General features: G+C 45.2%; 26 protein-coding genes. 23 read left to right on the forward strand and 3 right to left on the reverse strand.

All coding sequences use genetic code 11. The annotated features are described in order from the left end of the window. Window positions 1–3: 3 nt before the first annotated feature. The 4 genes from EJ419_RS07240 (at window position 4) to EJ419_RS07255 (ending at window position 2,663) form a co-directional block, all read left to right on the forward strand. Window positions 4–1,167, forward strand: coding sequence for a helix-turn-helix domain-containing protein (locus tag EJ419_RS07240; protein WP_131285081.1), 1,164 nt, complete (start codon window positions 4–6; stop codon window positions 1,165–1,167). Next, window positions 1,164–1,460 carry a hypothetical protein gene (locus EJ419_RS07245; RefSeq protein ID WP_131285083.1) on the forward strand — a complete coding sequence of 99 codons (297 nt, stop codon included), beginning with the start codon at window positions 1,164–1,166 and terminating at the stop codon, window positions 1,458–1,460. The genes EJ419_RS07240 and EJ419_RS07245 overlap by 4 nt, the downstream gene beginning before the upstream one ends. A gap of 94 nt (window positions 1,461–1,554) precedes the next feature. Continuing rightward, the gene (locus tag EJ419_RS07250) at window positions 1,555–2,229 is read left to right on the forward strand and encodes a hypothetical protein (protein WP_131285085.1); all 675 of its coding nucleotides are present in this window, start codon (window positions 1,555–1,557) and stop codon (window positions 2,227–2,229) included. A gap of 176 nt (window positions 2,230–2,405) precedes the next feature. Further along, window positions 2,406–2,663, forward strand: coding sequence for a hypothetical protein (locus EJ419_RS07255; protein ID WP_131285087.1), 258 nt, complete (start codon window positions 2,406–2,408; stop codon window positions 2,661–2,663). Here EJ419_RS07255 and EJ419_RS07260 read toward each other — a convergent pair. After that, a complete protein-coding gene (locus tag EJ419_RS07260) occupies window positions 2,628–3,185 on the reverse strand; it encodes a Z-ring associated ZapG family protein (RefSeq protein ID WP_131285090.1) in 558 nt (185 codons plus the stop codon). The genes EJ419_RS07255 and EJ419_RS07260 overlap by 36 nt on opposite strands. Window positions 3,186–3,218: 33 nt before the next feature. Here EJ419_RS07260 and EJ419_RS07265 point away from each other — a divergent pair, with 33 nt between their 5' ends. The 18 genes from EJ419_RS07265 to EJ419_RS07350 all read left to right on the forward strand — a co-directional run bounded on the left by EJ419_RS07265 (window position 3,219) and on the right by EJ419_RS07350 (window position 17,423). Then, window positions 3,219–3,560 (forward strand): HNH endonuclease, encoded by a 342-nt coding sequence (locus tag EJ419_RS07265; RefSeq protein ID WP_240680371.1) that lies wholly within the window; start codon window positions 3,219–3,221, stop codon window positions 3,558–3,560. Between the two features lie 140 nt (window positions 3,561–3,700). Further along, window positions 3,701–4,186, forward strand: a complete 486-nt coding sequence (locus EJ419_RS07270) for a DUF2256 domain-containing protein (RefSeq protein WP_131285092.1) — start codon at window positions 3,701–3,703, stop codon at window positions 4,184–4,186. Beyond that, window positions 4,155–5,600, forward strand: coding sequence for a terminase large subunit domain-containing protein (locus EJ419_RS07275; RefSeq protein ID WP_131285094.1), 1,446 nt, complete (start codon window positions 4,155–4,157; stop codon window positions 5,598–5,600). Before EJ419_RS07270 ends, EJ419_RS07275 begins: the two co-directional genes overlap by 32 nt. Beyond that, window positions 5,597–7,054: a phage portal protein gene (locus tag EJ419_RS07280; RefSeq protein WP_131285095.1), complete on the forward strand. Its 1,458-nt coding sequence runs from the start codon at window positions 5,597–5,599 to the stop codon at window positions 7,052–7,054. The genes EJ419_RS07275 and EJ419_RS07280 overlap by 4 nt, the downstream gene beginning before the upstream one ends. After that, a complete protein-coding gene (locus EJ419_RS07285) occupies window positions 7,005–8,261 on the forward strand; it encodes a VG15 protein (RefSeq protein WP_131285096.1) in 1,257 nt (418 codons plus the stop codon). The genes EJ419_RS07280 and EJ419_RS07285 overlap by 50 nt, the downstream gene beginning before the upstream one ends. Window positions 8,262–8,271: 10 nt before the next feature. After that, on the forward strand, window positions 8,272–8,535 hold the full coding sequence (locus EJ419_RS07290; protein ID WP_131285097.1) for a hypothetical protein: 264 nt from the start codon (window positions 8,272–8,274) through the stop codon (window positions 8,533–8,535). 226 nt (window positions 8,536–8,761) lie between these two features. Then, complete coding sequence (locus EJ419_RS07295; RefSeq protein WP_131285099.1) at window positions 8,762–9,247, forward strand: hypothetical protein; 486 nt, start codon at window positions 8,762–8,764, stop codon at window positions 9,245–9,247. Between the two features lie 35 nt (window positions 9,248–9,282). Next, window positions 9,283–10,197, forward strand: a complete 915-nt coding sequence (locus EJ419_RS07300; protein ID WP_131285100.1) for a phage major capsid protein — start codon at window positions 9,283–9,285, stop codon at window positions 10,195–10,197. Between the two features lie 12 nt (window positions 10,198–10,209). Further along, on the forward strand, window positions 10,210–10,590 hold the full coding sequence (locus tag EJ419_RS07305; RefSeq protein ID WP_131285101.1) for a Gp19/Gp15/Gp42 family protein: 381 nt from the start codon (window positions 10,210–10,212) through the stop codon (window positions 10,588–10,590). A gap of 2 nt (window positions 10,591–10,592) precedes the next feature. Beyond that, complete coding sequence (locus EJ419_RS07310) at window positions 10,593–10,928, forward strand: hypothetical protein (protein ID WP_131285102.1); 336 nt, start codon at window positions 10,593–10,595, stop codon at window positions 10,926–10,928. Further along, entirely contained in the window at window positions 10,928–11,212 is a 285-nt protein-coding gene (locus tag EJ419_RS07315; RefSeq protein ID WP_131285103.1) for a hypothetical protein, read from the forward strand. The genes EJ419_RS07310 and EJ419_RS07315 overlap by 1 nt, the downstream gene beginning before the upstream one ends. Further along, window positions 11,209–11,583: a hypothetical protein gene (locus EJ419_RS07320; RefSeq protein WP_131285104.1), complete on the forward strand. Its 375-nt coding sequence runs from the start codon at window positions 11,209–11,211 to the stop codon at window positions 11,581–11,583. Before EJ419_RS07315 ends, EJ419_RS07320 begins: the two co-directional genes overlap by 4 nt. A 12-nt stretch (window positions 11,584–11,595) precedes the next feature. After that, window positions 11,596–12,189: a phage tail tube protein gene (locus tag EJ419_RS07325; RefSeq protein WP_131285105.1), complete on the forward strand. Its 594-nt coding sequence runs from the start codon at window positions 11,596–11,598 to the stop codon at window positions 12,187–12,189. Window positions 12,190–12,267: 78 nt separating this feature from the next. Next, window positions 12,268–12,573, forward strand: a complete 306-nt coding sequence (locus tag EJ419_RS07330) for a hypothetical protein (protein WP_131285106.1) — start codon at window positions 12,268–12,270, stop codon at window positions 12,571–12,573. Between the two features lie 11 nt (window positions 12,574–12,584). Next, window positions 12,585–12,944 (forward strand): DUF5361 domain-containing protein, encoded by a 360-nt coding sequence (locus tag EJ419_RS07335; protein WP_131285108.1) that lies wholly within the window; start codon window positions 12,585–12,587, stop codon window positions 12,942–12,944. A gap of 18 nt (window positions 12,945–12,962) precedes the next feature. Continuing rightward, window positions 12,963–15,659 (forward strand): phage tail protein, encoded by a 2,697-nt coding sequence (locus EJ419_RS07340; RefSeq protein WP_131285110.1) that lies wholly within the window; start codon window positions 12,963–12,965, stop codon window positions 15,657–15,659. After that, entirely contained in the window at window positions 15,646–16,446 is an 801-nt protein-coding gene (locus tag EJ419_RS07345) for a hypothetical protein (protein ID WP_131285112.1), read from the forward strand. The genes EJ419_RS07340 and EJ419_RS07345 overlap by 14 nt, the downstream gene beginning before the upstream one ends. Next, complete coding sequence (locus EJ419_RS07350) at window positions 16,434–17,423, forward strand: hypothetical protein (protein ID WP_131285114.1); 990 nt, start codon at window positions 16,434–16,436, stop codon at window positions 17,421–17,423. Before EJ419_RS07345 ends, EJ419_RS07350 begins: the two co-directional genes overlap by 13 nt. On the opposite strand, the gene EJ419_RS07355 is transcribed toward EJ419_RS07350, so the two are convergent. Further along, window positions 17,416–17,694 carry a hypothetical protein gene (locus EJ419_RS07355; RefSeq protein WP_131285116.1) on the reverse strand — a complete coding sequence of 93 codons (279 nt, stop codon included), beginning with the start codon at window positions 17,692–17,694 and terminating at the stop codon, window positions 17,416–17,418. The genes EJ419_RS07350 and EJ419_RS07355 overlap by 8 nt on opposite strands. Between EJ419_RS07355 and EJ419_RS07360 the strand changes: the two genes are divergently transcribed. After that, window positions 17,687–18,511, forward strand: a complete 825-nt coding sequence (locus tag EJ419_RS07360; RefSeq protein ID WP_131285118.1) for a hypothetical protein — start codon at window positions 17,687–17,689, stop codon at window positions 18,509–18,511. The two genes, EJ419_RS07355 and EJ419_RS07360, sit on opposite strands and share 8 nt — an antisense overlap. Window positions 18,512–18,513: 2 nt before the next feature. Here the strand turns inward: EJ419_RS07360 and EJ419_RS07365 are convergent, their stop codons facing one another. Next, window positions 18,514–18,855 (reverse strand): hypothetical protein, encoded by a 342-nt coding sequence (locus EJ419_RS07365; RefSeq protein WP_131285120.1) that lies wholly within the window; start codon window positions 18,853–18,855, stop codon window positions 18,514–18,516. Window positions 18,856–18,898: the final 43 nt, after the last annotated feature.

The raw sequence follows: 18,898 nt of genomic DNA on the forward strand, positions 1-18,898 counted from the left end.
ATCATGAGTTTAAAAGCTACGACGTGGGCGTTGTATGATGCGCCGAAAGATATTGATGCGACTGAGTTTCGTATTTTGATGATTATTGCTGATAACTGTGATGAGAATGGTAAAGGCTTCTATTACAGTATGAGCAAGCTTGCGCAGTTTACTGGTGTGAGTGTGCGTAGCGCTCAACGTCATTTACAGGTATTGAAAGACCGTGGTCTTATTGTTGATGGCGACCAGCGTATTGTTGCGTATTTACCTGCTAATAAGCGTCCTCGTGTATATAACCTCAACATGACTACAAACAGTAGTGAGCGTCCTTATAGTGGCATGGGGAGCTCTTCCATGCCTGTTGAGCCTGTGCTAGAGGCTGCTGAGGTGGATGAGTGGTCTGATAGTGAGTTTGATGAGCTTGTAGAAGCTTCAGAGTCTTCTGAGGTTGATACTGAGTCTACTTCTCATGCTGGTAACGAGTCTGATAATTCTTCTTCTGAGTCGAACATTTGTTCGAATGGGGGTGACAATTTGACACCCCAAGATATTTTTTTGGACTCTTCTAGGGGTGACACTGGGGTGTCACTGGGGTGTCACAGGGGTGACAGCATGTTGTCACCCAAACCGTATAAACCGATTAAACCTATTAAACCGAGAGAGGGCGCGCGCGCAAAAAATGAAAATTCAAAACTTGATTCAACTTCGGTTGCGAATTCTTCGAGACCGGTTCGTCGTTCTTCGGCTACGAGTGTGCTTGAAAGTGATTACGATCCTGCTTCGGATTCTGAAGCGATTCAGTTGGCGTATTTGGCTGGTGTGGAGCTTGCGACTGCTTTCGCTGCGTTTAAGGATTACTATACGGCTAGCGGTAAGCGTTTTTCGGATTGGGGTGCGAAATTCCGTTTATGGCTGCGTCGTGAGAAAACATACACGACTCCTGCCACTGCAACGCATTTGCCAGTAGCGCATGCGTCTAGTCCGTCTCGGCTTGTTTCGACGAATAATCGTAACTATCACACGACCAGTGGAGTGTTTGCTGATTCGACTCGTAAACTGCTCAGTGCTCCAGAGTTTGGCTTGTCGATGAGTCAGAAGGAACAGTTGTTTGCTCAAGCATTGAACATCATGATTAACACCAGCGATGTGGCAAAGGTTCGCGAGTTTATTGTGGAGAAAATATCATGAAAAACGGGAAAGCATATCCAACCGTGAACTGGCAGAAAGCACCAGCACACGAGCTTGAACACAGGCGTATCATCGCCTTAATGGGTAACGGGACGGTGATTGATTCTAAGACACAAGCATTAAAGCATGTGAACAAGATTATTGATGAGAACCAGTACGTGCTGCATTTAGACACTCGTGACCCAATTTTGGATAGTTTTGTTCTCATGTTTGTGAACACCAGGACTGGTGAGAGACGACTTAACTCATCCATTCGTAGTCTGACTGTTTTTGATTCTCCAACCGTTCTGTAAACTTTTAAGGCTTTGTATGCAACTGTGTCCTGTCTGTCAAAAAAATCATCTCACTACTTCAGCAAGAATGTGTGATTCCTGTTATAAGACTTTCATGAAAAGCGTGATCTACCTGTCAACGTTCATTGATGACTTGTATAGTATCGCAACGAGAGGAGCAACACTCTACCAGCATTCTGCTTTTAATAGTCCATCATTTACTCAGCTACCTGTCAGAGTGACAGCTTGGGAAACATATAACGATATCACCGCTTTCACTGACGGTGTTATCCTACGCAATCAGGTAAACATTACTAGCTCAATCTCATATGCGAATAAGCTGTACTTGTTACGCGAGGTAAGACGATACACGTCATCAACGTATGCTCGTGATATTCGCGGTTTTATATCTTTCGCTCACACACTGCACACGCTCCTCACTGTCGAGCCAGACAAAACATACATTGGTACATGCTTAAATTGTAATGCGAGCCTATGGGCTATAGCGGAAGATATTACAGTGCATTGCCCGCATTGCGATAGTGAGTGGAACACGATCGATGTGAAGCAACATATGTTGCGTAGCTTGTACAACTGTGAATACACAGCAACTATCAGCGAACTTGTTACATGGTTAAAATCTATCGGTATCAAGATAAGCAAACGTAGTGTGCAACGCTGGTGTCAAGAAGGACGAATACACACACAGACGATAGATGGTCGAGGAACAATGGTTTTTCGTGTTGGTGATGTTATCCGTCAGTTAAAAATGGCGCAATCGGGTTGCTAAAAAAATTTTGGCGCAATATAGTTACTAGAGTAGCAAGAATTGTAAGGAACCCACCCAAGCAATCTTGCTCACATAATATTGGTCTAAGCTCACAGTTTTCTAGCCTAGTTTTACTAGTCCTTCTAGGAAAGAAAACATGTGAGCTTTACTTATACCTCTTAAATAAAGGAATAATCATGAGCGATAAAACGTCACATGATACTGAGTGGAAGCCTATGGAGTTCATTGACTTCGATGACAACAGTGAACACGGTGCAGCTGCTGCGAAACTTTTAGAAAGTGAACACGGCTACGTCAAAAATGATCCAATAAAACTTTTATCTGTTTCTAAAAAAGGTATTATTGTCACATACACGAAAATGGTTGAGCTTCCACCAGACAAAGCACAAGAATTATTATCACTGTGGTGGGATAGCAAGAGTAATCTCTCGTAGCTCATCACTATTTTCACGATGCCATGTGATACGAAACTCATCACTGTCTAATCCTCCCCATATTCCAGCCATCATACATTCAAAAACTTTTTCACTACCAGAGGTGAGATTGCCCAATTCTTCTGCAACTTCTCCGTCCTGTGATGTTATGTAATGAACGGTTACGCCACAGGATGTATAAGTATTTCTATTCTCAAGGATAAAACGAATACTTGAGTCTCGATATAAATTCCATTGTGGCGCTTCGCTATGTTCTAGTTCGAGCGCTAGTTGTTTCTCTAGTACATCAGTTTGACGTTGTAGTTCATTGTTCTGGTTGCGTAGTACTTGTATTTGTTCGTTTTTAGCAGCTAATTCTTTGTCCCATTTTTCTTGAGCTTTCTGAGCCGATCGCTTATTCACGAAGTGATTAATTACTGCGCCAATTATCGTTCCAACAACAGTCCAAATAAAACCGAGTAAAGCAACATTTTCTGTAAGCCAATTGAACATTCCTAGTCCTCTCAACGTGCGTATGTTCATAGTTATTTTAATTGATTCATTGAAAGCAGAGTAATGATGTCTCGTATTGAAAAGCAGATTCGTTATCGTAATGGTAATCGCAGGCGTAAGCTTCGTGCTCGTGTGATTGCTGCGTATGATACATGTTGGATTTGTGGTAAGCCGATTGATAAGTCGTTGAAGACTCCGCACCCTATGAGTCCAGAAGTCGATGAGATTATCCCTGTTTCGCGTGGTGGGAGTCCGTTTGATTGGAATAATTGTAGGCTTGCTCATCGTATTTGTAATGAGATTAAGAGTAATCATACAGTCACATACGCTCGTAACAAGCTCAAAGAGCGTGAAATACAAGCAGAAAAGACAGTCAATGTTAAACCGCAACCGAGTTCATGGTGAAAAGGTGGGGAGCCCCTCCCCCGTGTGTTTCTTTGGCGATCACCCGGCGCCCAGCGCCCATATCCCCCCACGAGGTCGGTCTTATCGGGACAGCCATATCGGGACAGTGTCCCGAATAGGGACGAAATGGAGAAAATAGCATGCATTGTAAGACTTGTGGCAAGATTTTTTCATGGAATGGACATGGTCGCAGGCCTTCTTATTGCTCAGATACATGCCGAAGGAAAGCAAATCGAGCAAAGAAACGACAAGAACAAGCAGAAAACACTTCTGGAACGTCTTATTCAACATCCCGAGAGTCTATTCGGGTCACTTCGTCAGGCAAGATTGACAATGTTCCATTGAGCATCGTTAGCCAGGTACGTGATGATATTACTAATCGTGATTTTGAGAAAATGATGGGTCATGGTTTCACTGACGATTTGGAATTTGTGAAGCAAATTGCGAAGAAAGCAATGACTGATGACACTACGCCAGCTTCTGCTCTTCCTGGTCTGGCAAAAACGCTTTTAGATGCGAGCAAACAGTTGGATAGTTTGGATCATGATTCATCAAATTCGAGTCTTGAATCATTGTTGAAGGGAGAAACTACTGATGACGTTGTCTTCCGACCAGAGTCTCAATAAAACAGCTCATCATTTGATCTATCCTGAGGGAATAGTGAGCACGGAATGGTCTACTGTCAGCAAGCTTGCTCATGCTTGTGAGATTAATTTTGACACTTGGCAAAACGAGTTCGGTATGTATATGCTGGGAAAACGTTCTGATGGTCGTTATGCTGCAAGTGTTGGCGGTATTTGGATGAGCTTGCCTCGTCAAATCGGTAAAACATATCTTGTCGGCAATACCATCATCATGCTTGCCCTGGCACGATCCAATCTCAAAGTTGTATGGACTGCACATCACACTCGCACATCAACAGAAACATTTACAACGATGACTGGTTTAATCAATAAACCAACTTTAAGTAATTATGTTAATGTAGTACGTCGCGCTAACGGTCAGCAAGAAATCAGCTTCACTAATGGAAGCCGAATTATGTTCGGCGCACGTGAGCAAGGCTTTGGACGAGGCATGGCGGGCGTAGACATGATTGTCTTTGATGAGTGCCAGATTCTGACCGAGGCAGCTATGGAAGATATGGTGCCAATGACGAACGCATCATCGAACCCACTCGTCTTCTACATGGGTACTCCTCCACGCCCTAAAGACCCGGGCGAAGCTTTCAGATTGAAACGTCTTGATTGTATTTCAGGTCGCGATACAGACACTCTATTCGTAGAATTCAGTGCCGACCGTGAAGCTGATTTAGACGATAGAAGTCAGTGGCGTAAGGCTAATCCAAGCTATCCTGAACGAACTTCTGAAAGCGCGATACTACGCATGCGCCGTCAACTCAGTGACGATTCCTTCCGTAGAGAAGCACTCGGAGTGTGGGATATGGTCATAGCTGAGTCTGCAATAAACCCTGAGCTATGGGATAAGACTGCTGTGTCTGATAAGCCAGAAGGTGGTAACGCTGCTTTCGCTTTAGATATGAATCCAGACCGTACACAGCTCACTCTTGCCGCATGTATGAAGTACGAGAATGGAACATATCACACAGAAGACATCATGCATATAGATCCACAATCCGAAGATGTATCGCAGGTCTTTGATTTCCTTGCAGAACGCAAACGAAGCATGCTTGGATTAGCGATTGATTCAAACAATCCAGCAATGGTCTATCTGCCTGAACTTACTGAGCATCATATTAAACCATTAATCATGGGGTACCGTGATGCAGGTATAGCTGCAGGACGATTCCTCGACCTCCTTAACACAGGAAAGCTTACACATTTACCCGAACCACAACAACAAGCCTTATATTCTGCTGTTCACGGAGCAATTAAACGCCCAATCGGTAAAGCAGGCGCTTTCGCCTGGAACAAAATGGGGGCAGACGTCAACATTAGCCCTCTTGTGGCCTGTACCAACGCGTTGCATATGGCTGCCGTGAGCAAACGTAAGCCAGGAAGAAAAGTGAGAGTAATGATATGAGTAACACAAGTGACATTGAAGTATGGTCTAAAGATGAAGCGTATCTCGATGTAGCATCCGCAAATCTGACCACTGTTCAAGGATTAGATGCCCAATACCTACCTATCGTTAATAGTTTGCTTGAAGTGTGGCGTGACCATTACGGGCGTAATATTTTAAGGACTCGATACTATACAGCTCATGAGGAGTTCCATGATTTTGGTATAGGTATTCCAGACCGCATTCGCAATAAAGTACAGCCAATGATTGCGTGGCCTGCAAAGGCTGTACGTTCACTTGCTGATTTGAGCGTATTCCAAGGGTTTGAAACGGATGATGAAGATACGTATGGTATTGCTCAACTCGTGGCTGACAATCAGCTCGAAGTAGAAATGAGTCAAGCGATAACCAGTGCTTACATTCACTCGTGTGCTTTTCTTACTGTTGCTGCGGATAAGACGGGTAAGATCAGAATCGTTCCACGCTCTGCTGACTGGTCTGCCGCAATTTGGGACAACGTTGAGCGCACGGTTAAAGCTGCACTCACCATTACCGATGCGGATAAAGATGGAAAGATTACGCAATTTATTGTGTGGCTTCCAGGACTCGTCATCACTATTAGTCGAACACTGAACGTCTGGTCAGTCATCGATATGCAAGAAACCAAACTCGATGAAGTCAACGTCATTCCACTCGCCTACGATGCGCAGCTCAACCGACCATTCGGTCGTTCACGTATCAGTCGAACACTCATGAGTTTGACAAATATCGGGTACAGGACAATGGTGCGCATGGAATCCACTGCTGAATTCTATTCAGCACCACGCTTATGGTTCCTCGGACTAGATCCTGATTCTTTCTCTGCTGACACGTGGTCATCACTACAATCGTCCATCAACGCTGTCAGCAAAGACGAAGACGGTGAAAGCCCAACAATCACACAAATCAGCCAAGCAAGCATGCAACCTCACTCCGACATGCTACGAACCGTCGCACTCCTCGTTGCTGCAGAAACAAACCTCCCAGTAAACGACCTCGGCATAACAGTTGACAACCCAGCATCTGCAGAAGCAATGGCAGCCGCAGAACGCAAACTCTCACGCGAAGCCGACCGCCAAAACCTCCGCTTCGGCGCTGCCATCAAAAAAGCAGTCATCCAAGCAGTACGCATGCGAGACGGATTAACAACCATACCAGACGACCTCGCATCCATACGCCCCCTCTGGGCACCAACAAAAGAAGTATCCAACGCCGCGCTCGCAGATGCGTTTAGCAAACTATCAGCAGTTATCGAAGGATACTCCACAAGTCGCGTCGGTTTAAGCCGTGCAGGACTCACGCCAGAAGAAATCACAAGCCTAAAAACCGATTTAGCGCGTAAAAACGCACGCTCAATCCTAGACAGTCTCACCACGGAGGATACAAATGCCAACACGAGCGGATTTGGAACTGCTAGCGAAAGCACAGAACCATAACGTAGAATTTGCGAGACGAGACCTTGACAAGCTCTGGAAATCACTACAAGGATTAGAACCAGACAAACAACGTAACGCCCTGCTAAAGCTCATTCCAGAGCTCGTTTCCAAATACGGAGATGTAGCAGGAACAGCAGCTGCAGAATGGTACGAACAAGCACGAGAAGCAGACTTAGGTAAATCCGACTTCATCGCCACCATAGGCGAAGGTTACCCGAGTGAAGCAGTCCAAGACTCCATCAGATGGCAAGCAGGAGTCCTATGGGACGACCCACAACAGATGCAACGCTTCCTCAACAATTCCATCGACCGGTGGGTCAAATACTGCGGACGAGCAACCATCATGGAAAACGTACGACACGACTCACACAAAGTCAAATGGGCACTCGTACCACAAGGCAAAACATGCGCCTTCTGCACCATGCTCGCCAGCAACGGATTCCACTACGAACGAAAATACAAAGCACAAGCAGCACAACACGCAAACTGCGACTGCTGGCCATGCCCATCATTCAAATCACGACAAGCCTTCATCCAAGGCTACGACCCCGACAAACTCTACAACGACTACCAAGAAGCACGAGAAGAACTCGCACGCGCTCGCAAGGGTGAGGGTCCTTATGCGAAGGCGTTTAAGGATTTTGAGAAGCAGAATCCGCATAAAGATGCTACAGCTTCTGGTCGTAGTGCTGAAGTATGGATGATGCGTCATTTGAAACCTGACGAGTATAAGGATGGTGTACATACTGATGTTCGTATGACCAGTGATCAAAGCCTCTCGTATGCTATTTATAAGGATTATCGGTCGAGTCTTGCTGAACGTTTCATTGCAGCCAATAATCCTAAATATAAAATGCCACCAGAAACTCCTGTTGAAGCGCCAAAAGACTGGCCAAAAGATTTACCTCAACTTCGTGCTAAAGAATGGAATCATATTCTTTATGGGGATAGAGAGAAAGTCAGAAATAGCCAGACTAAAGAAAAGGAATGGAACTTCAAAGGTGGACATTCCTCAGGTTTCGGCTGGATAACGAATGGCGATGAATTCCCCTCTTCATGGAAGAACGAAGACATCCTAAACGCTATTGAGCATACCGTCGGTAACACTTCAAGTGATGGTCTATTTACTAGTACATATAAAGGTGTTAAGATACAAGTAATTGTTCGTAAAGGGAAAGTAATTACTGCGTATCGACTTGGGAGGTGAATAATAACTCATGGCATCAAGAATTGATGACCTATCGAAACGTATTATTGATTTACTTGTGCAAGCTGGACATATATCTGAAAGTGAAACAATTAAATCTATTGTACGTGCTGGTGAATGGGCTGTCGCTCAGTGTATAGCCATCGGTTACATTCGCCAGTTTAAGATTAAAATAACTAAACAAGATATATCTGATGTACTTTACGTTGCCAAGCAGGAAGAAGATGAGCAGGCTATTGAGGACTGTCAATATCTTTTACAAAAAGTAGCTTAGCTGTACAAGTATTTTTTATTAAGGGGTATCTCACAATGAGGTACCCCTTTTGCATAACAAATTGTCTACGTATAACGAATTTTAGGCATTTCATGGTTGAAAACCAAAAGGTTTGAAATAGTTCGATTCTTTTCATTGCCACGTTTAACCCCGATAAGCCGCAGGGCTGTCGGGGTATTTTCATACCCGAAATGGGAGAAATAAAAATTATTAAGGAGTTGCCATTATGGCTGATGAACCAACAGTGAACCACGATGAACCAGTTGAACCAGTCGATAATCAAGAACCGCAGGGTACTTCAGACACTATCGATTGGGAAGCTAAAGCACGCATGTGGGAAGAGAGAGCTAAAGAATCGTATAAGGATTCTCTCAAGCTGAAAGAGCTTCAAGAATCCCACGATAAACAAGTGCACAAGCTTGAAGAAGCAAACAAGACTCTTCACATGCAGTTGGATTCTATTCAAGCTGCGAACCAGCAGAATGAATGGAAAACGAAAGTCTCGCAAGAGACAGGAGTACCTGCTGAAGCTCTGCGTGGATCTACTCTTGAAGAAATTCAAGAACACGCAAAGATAGTAGCAGGAATACTTGAGTCTGCGCGTAAACCACAAGCACCTGTCATTCCATTGCTTGGCAATCAGCCAACTACACAACCATCTCAAGGAATGAAGGGACTAGCTCAAGCCCTTTTTGGTAACTCAAACAACTAACCACATCCTATTTATCCTTTGAAAGGGGATATATTATGGTTGCACTCGCAACAGGAAAATTTAACCTCCCAAACGACCTCGTATCAGGAGTAGTATCACAAGTAACAAGTGGAAGCGCAGTCGGTAAGCTGTCCGCACAGAAGCCAATGCGCTTCGGTAAGAACCAGCTCGTTACTTTCACAACCAAGCCACGAGCTGAATTCGTGGAAGAAGGTGGCGATAAGGCACCAACACCTGCAGACTTCGGCACAGTCGTCACATCACAGCACAAAGCACAAGTCACTATGCGCTTTGACGAAGAAGTCCTCTACGCAGACGAAGACTACCAGATTGGAGTACTCAGCGAACTCGCAAACGGAGGACAGTCCGCGCTCGCACGTGCTCTTGATTTGGGTGTTTTCTATCGTCTGAATCCTTTGACGGGTGGCGAGGTGTCTAGTTGGACGAATTATTTGAATGCTACAACGAATCGTGTAGCTGCTACGTCTGATTTTAATGCGGATTTGCAGAAGGCGATTGGTATGGTTCTTTCAGCTGATGATGAGGGTTATCCAATTAACGGTATGGCTTTGACTCCTACTGCATCGTATGAGCTTGCTACGGCTTCTGATAAGAATAATCGTCCATTGTATCCAGAGCTTGGCTTTGGTGTAGGTATTGAAAGCTTTAAGAGCGTACCTGTTAGCGTAACTACAACAGTTAACCCGCCTGAGGCTACCACGAAGCCAAACGTGAAGGGTATTGTTGGTGATTTCCAGAACGGTGTGTATTGGGGTATTCAGCGCCAGATGCCTGTCGAGCTCATTTCTACTGGTGATCCTGATGGGCTTGGTGATTTGAAGTGTAAGAATCAGATTGCTTTGCGTATGGAAATGTATTACGCATGGTATGTCTTCGAAAAGCGTTTCGCTGTTATCGCTTCCACTTCAGGCGCTTCTTCCTCTCACTAGGAGTAGCGACGTATGGAGGAAGTATTTGCGACTGTGGAACAGTTGAAAAAGCGTTATAACGTCAGTAGTAGTGATGAGAAGCGTGCAACGCAATTGCTTTCTGACGCTTCTGACGTTATTCGTAGTGAGATTCCTCCACATCGTCTCACTGACGATAAGCGAATCCTTGAAGTAATGGCATGCGCTATGGTTCAGCGAGCTTTGGCTGCATCCACTACTTTAGGGGATGGTCTTTCTGGAGTATCTCAAGCAACTCAAGCCACGGGTCCTTTTTCTCAATCATGGACGTTTACTAATCCGACGGGAGACTTGTACTTGTCTCGCGCGGAGAAGAGACGTTTATCGAAGAGCTCGGGACAGACCGGGTTTCATATTGATTTGGCAGGTGAATAATCATGCGTGGTGAAACAGTAACCGTTATTTATAAACGAGAGTCTACTGTGGACCCATTCGGCGCATCCGTGTATGAACAGGTGTTCGAGAGTGTTCCTAACGTGCTTGTTGCACCAGGCGCGCAATCGAATTCTACTGAGAATACTCATCCTGACGGTATTACAGTCGCGTACACTCTGTATTTTCCTCGTGCTTGGAAGTTTAAGAGTCTACGTGGCTGCTTAATCCGTATCGATGATAACGAGTACACGGTTATAGGAGACCCTAGACCGTACAACGCTGGATTAACTCCTACCGCATGGAATCTTGTCGTCCAAGTAGCCGATAAGGAGGGATAATGGCTGGCACGAATGTGAAGCTACGTATGCGCGCGTTTACTGACTATAGGCGTAGTGAGATTGTGCAGAAAGTCGTTGATGGTGAAGCTCAAAAGCTCGCTAAAAAAGCGAACAACATGGCACAATTCAAATATCGTCCAGTCGTATACACGGCTGTCCAAGTCAGAGACTCACGTAAAGGCTCTATAGCTCTCGTTACGAGTCGAGGTAACTTGTACGCGTGCTTAGACAACGCAAAGCACGATACACTGCGCAGAGCATTAAGCAGTGGAGGGGCTGCATGATTATCGAACAGATAGTTATCGACTGGCTCAAAAACGATAAGAACCTGCATGACGTTACCATTTCGGCAGATATGCCTGCACGTGATAACGCTCGCGTAATCACTGTAGAGCAAATCGGAGCAAGTATCGGAAACGTAACCGACGCGTGGACACTCACCATCAACGGGTACGCTTCAACTAGATACGAATGCTCTAAGCTCATGCACACTCTTATCGTTCCTCGCCTAAGCATCCTCTACCAGATACCCGTAGTTGCCGATTACCAAATCAACGCGATCGCACACTACCCAGACCCGGGACCACCAGTGAGAGAACGATACACACTCACACTACTCATAACAACAAGCAAACCACAACCAACACAATTTTAAGGAGAGCACACTATGGCTGATGTAGCAGTAGCCAAAAAGAACCCCGCAGGCGTCCTCTGGTGGGCACCACTAGGCACACCACTACCAGAAAACGCACACGACAAACTCAACGAAGCATTCCACAGCGTTGGACTGCTCGACGAAGACGGCGTCACCTACGGAGAAGACAACGACACCACAAAAGTCGCAGACATGGACGGCGAAACCGCGCTCGCTATCAACTCGTCACATGAAGAGACCATTAAATTCACAATGCTCGAAACAAACGAGTACAGCCTCAAGCTCCGCTTCGGCAGTGAAAACGTGATCATCGATGCAGCGAAAGAATCAATCCACTACTCGACCACTCCACCAACAGGAGAAAAGGTCGCACTCGTTGCAGATATCCTCATGGCAGGAAACGATAGACGCAAGCGAACAGTCATCGAAGTCGCAAGCGTAACCGACACTGAAGAACGCCAAGAGCATGCAGCAGACGCAATAACCTACGGCGTAACCTGCACAGCATACAGGAACTCACAAAACCACTTCACCGAAAACTACATTGAACCTCTCAAACCAAAAACACAATCAGGCGCAGTCGTAGCACCAGGTGAATCCCACTAAAACACAAACCACAACAACCGAGGAGAGCATCTAACAACAGATGCCCTCCTCGCTTTATAAAACCCGTAAGGACACACAATGCCACTACCACACGAAAACAAGCCACAAACAGTCACCTACAAAGACCTCACATGGCAAATCGACCCAACAATCCTCGACGACCTCGACTTCATCGAACACCTCTACGACCTCACACACGCAGACGAAACCACACAAGACGGAGACGGCGCGCTCGCTGTTGTTCCACTGTTGCGTACTTTGTGTGGTGATAAGTATAAGGAAGTGAAGAGTGCTTTGCGCGATCCTGAGTCTGGTCGTATTGATGCGCAGACTGTTCAAGAGTTCACGATGGATGTGATGAAGCAGCTAAACCCAAACTCTTAATGCTCATAGAGATGATTGGAACGCACCCTGATGTGGTACGTGCTGATTTTCAACGTTTCTATGGGCTCAATATTGATTACTTGGGCGATGGTCTTAATATTCGCCGTGCTGCAGATCTTGCTGCAAACCTTCCACTGAACGCGAGTATTTGGAAAGTATTTGATGAACGGGCAACGTGGAGTACTGAAGCGTATTTACTTGCTGAGATTGCTGATGCCGTGTCATTTAATGCGTGGACGAAAACGAAAGCCGCGCAAAGTAACGGTAAATGGAAGAGCTCTATTATTCGCCCTGGTCAAGAATCCGCAGGTAACACTGAGAAGACTGGGTCAATGAATCCAGATGACCTACTCACAGCTCTTTACGGATAGAAGAAAGGAAAACTTATTATGGCTGATGACGGTGTCAAGCTCGCTGCAGCTTATGTTGAGATTATTCCGAGCATGAAGGGTGTGGGTAAGTCTATTGCAGACGCTTTCAAGTCAGCAGGTAATAGCGCTGGTAGTAAAGCTGGAAGTGAGATAGGCGAATCGTATAATGCTGGTTTTGCATCTAAAGCGAAAGCGTTAGGAAGTGTTGCTAAGGCGGCTGTTATTGCTGGTGTTGCTGCAGGAGGTGCTGCACTTGTTGCTGTCGGTAAGCAGGCATTAGATGCTTATGCTGTGTATGAGCAGGCTGTTGGCGGTATCGAAACCTTGTTTAAGGATGCAGCAGGACAGGTTGAGCAGTATGCTTCGAGTGCTTTTAAAACCGCTGGACTATCAGCTAATGAGTACATGAATACTGTTACTTCATTTGCAGCTGCTATGACGAGCTCTGTGGGCGGTAATGTACACAAGTCTGCTGAATTATCAGATATGGCTATACGTGATATGAGTGATAATGCGAATAAGATGGGTACTTCCATGGATTCCATTATTCAAACGTATCAGTCGTTGTCTCGTGGCAATTACATGATGCTCGATAATTTGAAGCTTGGTTATGGTGGCACGAAGACAGAGCTTCAGCGTTTGCTCAATGACGCTTCCAAGCTTCCTAGCGCGATGGGGAAGAAATTCGATATCAGCAACTTCGGTGATGTTGTCACCGCTATCCATCTTGTCCAAGAGAACCTCGGTATTACAGGTACGACCGCTAAGGAAGCAGCAACCACTATCGAAGGGTCTGTAAGTTCCATGAAAGCATCATGGACGAACTGGGTTACAGGTTTAGGACGCGACGACGCTAATCTCGCTGTCTTATCACAAGACCTCGTAACCAGCGTGATCACAGTTGGTAGGAACATTGCTCCACGTATCGTGCAAATCGCTAAGGGTATGATTGCTGCTATCCCACAGGTTATTACTGGTTTTAGCGGTCAAATTAGTCAGGCTTTCACAGACTTATTCCAGGGCAAGAACCTTGGTATTTCTGAGAATCTTACGGGTCAGCTTGACTATATTAAGGAAGCGTTCACTGACAAGTTTAAGCAATTAGTGTCTGCTGCTTCTAACGGGTGGAAGAATATTGAGACAGTCTTTGCTAGTTCAGGATTAGGGCAGAGCTTATCAGCTGGATTGCAGTCTATTGCACAAAGTGTATTAGGCATTTTTGATCAGCTTGGTGAGTCTGTTTTATCTCAGTGGACGAGCATGATTCAATCGCTATCGAACCCCGGACTACTCACGTCTATTTCTTCTATGCTCCGTGGAGCAATGGAAGGTGTTACAGCAGTATTTCAGGGTGTAAGTGCTTTTATTCAGCCTGTTATTGCGGGTTTTACAGAGCTTGTCAACAGTATTATTAATGCTGTCGCGACGTCTGCCCCTTTCCAGAGTTTCCTTGCATCTCTTGGGCCACTCATGTCCAAGTTAGGTGAACTCTTCAGAAGTATCGTAGGACCTTTGGGACAATGGGTTAAGCAGATTGCCATCTTTGTAGCACAATCAGGAATCTTCAATGCTGTGATTAACACGTTAGGTGGTGTATTGAATTGGCTTGTAGGAGTCATCTCAGGGATTATTACAGTCATCCAAAACGTGTGGAATATTGTCTCTCCTATCGTTAGCCAAGCATTCACACTAATAATTTCTGTTCTTCAACGTACTGGAAGCATGATCGCTCAAGTATGGAATGCAATCATACCGATTATTCAACCAATCCTGAATAACCTTGCATCCATATTCCAAGCAATCGGAAACAACATTAGCGTCACCTGGAATACTCTATGGTCCACAGTGAGTAGTGTTATCAGTATCGTATGGTCAGGAATCCAAACCGTCGTACAAAACGCTATGACAGTCATCCAAGGCATCATCGACATTGCCACAGGACTCATCAGCGGTAATTGGAGCCTCGCATGGCAAGGAATACAAAACGTATTCTCAGGCATATGGCAAGCAATCCAAACAATCTTCTCCACCGTCTTGAATACTATCATCACCATTTTCACCGGAGAACTCAACCTCATCAAAAACATATGGAACTCCACCTGGAACGGAATCAGCTCAATCCTATCCAGCACCTGGTCAAACTTCACTACCGTCATCAACAACGGTATAAACACAGTGAAAAACCTCATGAACGGAGTCAAAAACACCATCACAGGCGCATTCAACGGTGCAGGCTCATGGCTATCAAACGCAGGAAAAGCAATCATGGACGGACTCCTAGGCGGACTCAAAGAAGCATGGAAAAACGTCACCGGCTTCGTCGGAGGAATAGCAGACTGGATCAAACAACACAAAGGCCCAATTAGCTACGACAAAAAACTCCTCATACCAGCCGGCAACGCCATCATGCACGGACTCAACCAAGGACTCAAAACATCCTTCACCGACGTCCAAAAAACCGTCAACACCATGAACGACACACTCGCCGACAGCTTCCACCAAACACTCAACACAAAACTCACAGCACAACCAACCACACCACTACTGACAACCACACAACGATACGAAATCGACACCGCGCGCTCGCAGGTGTCTCAGTTGGATAGGTTGACTGATTTGGTGGGGTCTTTGTATGAGGATTTGGGTGACATTATTGCTGATAATGCTCCATCGGAGTCGTTACGTCAGAGAAAGAGGATTTATGGTATCGCATAGTCTTTCGTATCGTTCTGGTTGTGTGAATCGTCGTTTTGAGCTCAATGGTCCTGCTCTTTTTGGCGGGACTGTTGAGTCTTTACGTTCGGGTGAATGGTCATATAAGAATAAGGGTCGTTATCTGCAGAAACGGTATAAGAATAGTCAGACTCGTACTATTACTCTTTCTGCTATTGATAAGCAGGTCTTGCAGGATTTTCTTGATACGTGTGATGCGGATGTTGAGAATAATACTCCAGCAACTCTTGTAGCGGATGATTGTGAGACATTATGTTTTATCGTTAAAGATGAAGCAAAACACGTTTCACCTTTGCTTGCCCAAACTGAGTTGACCGTGCTGCTTATTGATGGTGTGTGGCGTGAGCCGATACGTCAATCTTACACGATGGATATTGTTGACCAGACAGGTCTCGATTACGATTATGATTATTCACTCGTTCAGATGAATGGTGATATTACTAATCCTCAGCTCGTCACTCTTGATTGCGATTTGACGATATATGGTCCAGTTACAAATCCACAAATCAGTATCGCTAACAACGTGTATCAAGTATCTATCGATGTTCCAGACACGTATAGGCTCTCGATTGATTCGCGTGAGAAAACAGTTATTCTCATCGATAGTTTAGGAACGAGCAGAAATGTTCTCGATAACGCTTCTTTTGTAGACGGTAAGAATATTTTTGCACCTGTTCCTCCGGGTTCTCACCCCGTTTTATGGTCTAACGAATTCGATTTCGATGTAACCCTATGGGTCAAGAAAGGACGTTTGCCATGGACTATATGATTACCGATAATCAAGGCAATAGGATTAAAGTTTTACTTAATCCATCTCTTGATATAGCGTATGGGAGTGGAGAAAACGATTTCGAACTTACCGTAGACACTCATGAGGCAGCTATCATCTCTGGTAGCTGCCTTTTAGTATCCGAAAACAGTGATATAGGTGGAATCATTGACACTGTCACGGATGACAATAATCAAATCATCTATAGTGGTCGTTCCTGGCACGGCATACTCGCCGGTAAAATCATCCAACCACCCACCGGTCAAGACTACTACACAGTTAACGGAGCATTCCGCACCATCATCGAACAACTCATAACACGTTTAGGCTTAACGAGCCTTTTCACAACAGACATGACCTGTCCACACACGATAAACGGAACGTACCAGTTTGCTCGCTACACAGACGCATACACTGGTTTACTCGACATGTGTCAAGCAAACAATCTCACACTCTTACTCACTTATAAGAGTGACATGAAAAAAGTACTCATCTCAACACGACCACAAAAGAGTATTAATAACCTAGCTGTCGCTAACGCGTTCGGTATGAAAATCACACGCAACTACAACCGAGTCAACCATGCCATCGGGTTAGGTAAAGGCGAACTCAAAAACCGAACAGTCGTCCACTGGTACGCCGACACAAACGGCAAAATCAGTACCACACAAACCCTCACAGGCAATCTCGAAAACACCATCGTCTACGAGAACACCAACGCTGAACCAGACGAGCTCAACGACACCACTCGAAAGAAGCTTGAAGAATACCAAGCACTCGGAACCATCAACGCAGACATGAGCGACACAAGTATCCACCTCGACATCGGTGACAAAGTCACAGCCATCTCACAACAAGCACACCTGACCGTCACCAACTACGTCACCAAAAAAGTCATCACCATAGAAGGAGACACAACAAACATCGAATACACACTCAACCAAACACTCCACGACACCACACAACAAATCAATTAAGGAGACAACCATGCCAATAACAAACGGATACAGCATGTACACATGCGACCGCTACCCAACCAACCACACCGCCATCATCAAAGACGACGACATCACCACACAAAGCACATGGATCCACATCAAATACCCCGACCTCAACGGAACCATCAAAGACTACCTCATCTGCCCAAAATGCGCAGAACTCGCACGCAAAAAAATGAACAGCCTCAACACCAGCTTCATGCAATTCATGAACGCCGTCGAATAAACACAGGAGAACAACAATGAGCATCGAACTCATCACAGGCAAAGCAGGAAAAAACCATATCAGCGCAGTAGACGACGCACAACTCAACGCCGCGCTCGCAGGTAGAGGAGTCTACCTATTAGCAAGCGAAGATGGTAGCTATCCAACCATCACCGTCTTAGATGCGAACACTATTCTTATCCCTGTATCTCATTGGCTCGTGAATGGACGTCACATTCGTATCACAAGCCAGGAACGGTTAACAATCACGTCAGGGCAAACAGGATACAATCGAATCGATTTACTCTGCTTTACCTATACACGTCAATCAAACACAGGCATAGAAGATATCAAGTTAACCGTTGTACGCGGAACACCAACCACGGGAACCGCATCAGCACCATCAGTATCATCACCATCTCTACAATCCGATACAACTGTAAATTCGACAATCGGATTTTGCCAAGTCTCTATTACAGGACTAGTACCAACAGTCAACGTGACCGCTGCAAAGCTTGGAAACATACATAATATAAGTTCTCGGCTTGATCACGTTACGTCTGTATCAATAGGTTTGCCTTATATTGATAGGAACGTGACGTTGTATAAGCAGGGTCGTCTTGTCATGGTTTCTGAGCAGGCGGTTACTAGTGGTAATACTCCGCAGAACACGCACTCTGTGTCGCCTTATCACAGTATTCCTGCAGATTATCGTCCTATCAAGCAAGGCATTATTATGCTCAGTGACCATGGTGGCCAGTCTGCTAGCTTTATGGTTGATAAAGACGGTAAGGTCGAGATTAACGGCAATATTAGTAATGGACGTTACATGCAAATTCTTGGCATGTGGTTAACCGCTTAAAACTATTGCGGTAGATGCCAGCTGAAATTTAAATCAATAATCTGACCGTTACCCATTTGAGCGGTACTGCCCCAATGTCCGAATTCGACGTTACCTGTTGCTCGTGGAATGACGTAAACTCCGAAACGCGGCTCATACATGCTCCACCGATTATTCTTAGGCATGTATTTTGCTGGTAAGGTAAACAGCGTATCAGTAGATGCTCCATTCCATGAAGAATCAAGACGCTTCAACGTACATTCCGCGAACACCATGTCATCAATCACACTGACACGAACATTGGAAACAGACCACCATCTCGTGCTGAGAATATTAGTAATTTGACCCGTAATCTCACCTTGCAACCGAGAACTTATATTATGTCACCCAAACAACACAGAAAGGCAC

Source organism: Alloscardovia theropitheci (assembly GCF_004332295.1).
Taxonomy (GTDB): domain Bacteria; phylum Actinomycetota; class Actinomycetes; order Actinomycetales; family Bifidobacteriaceae; genus Alloscardovia; species Alloscardovia theropitheci.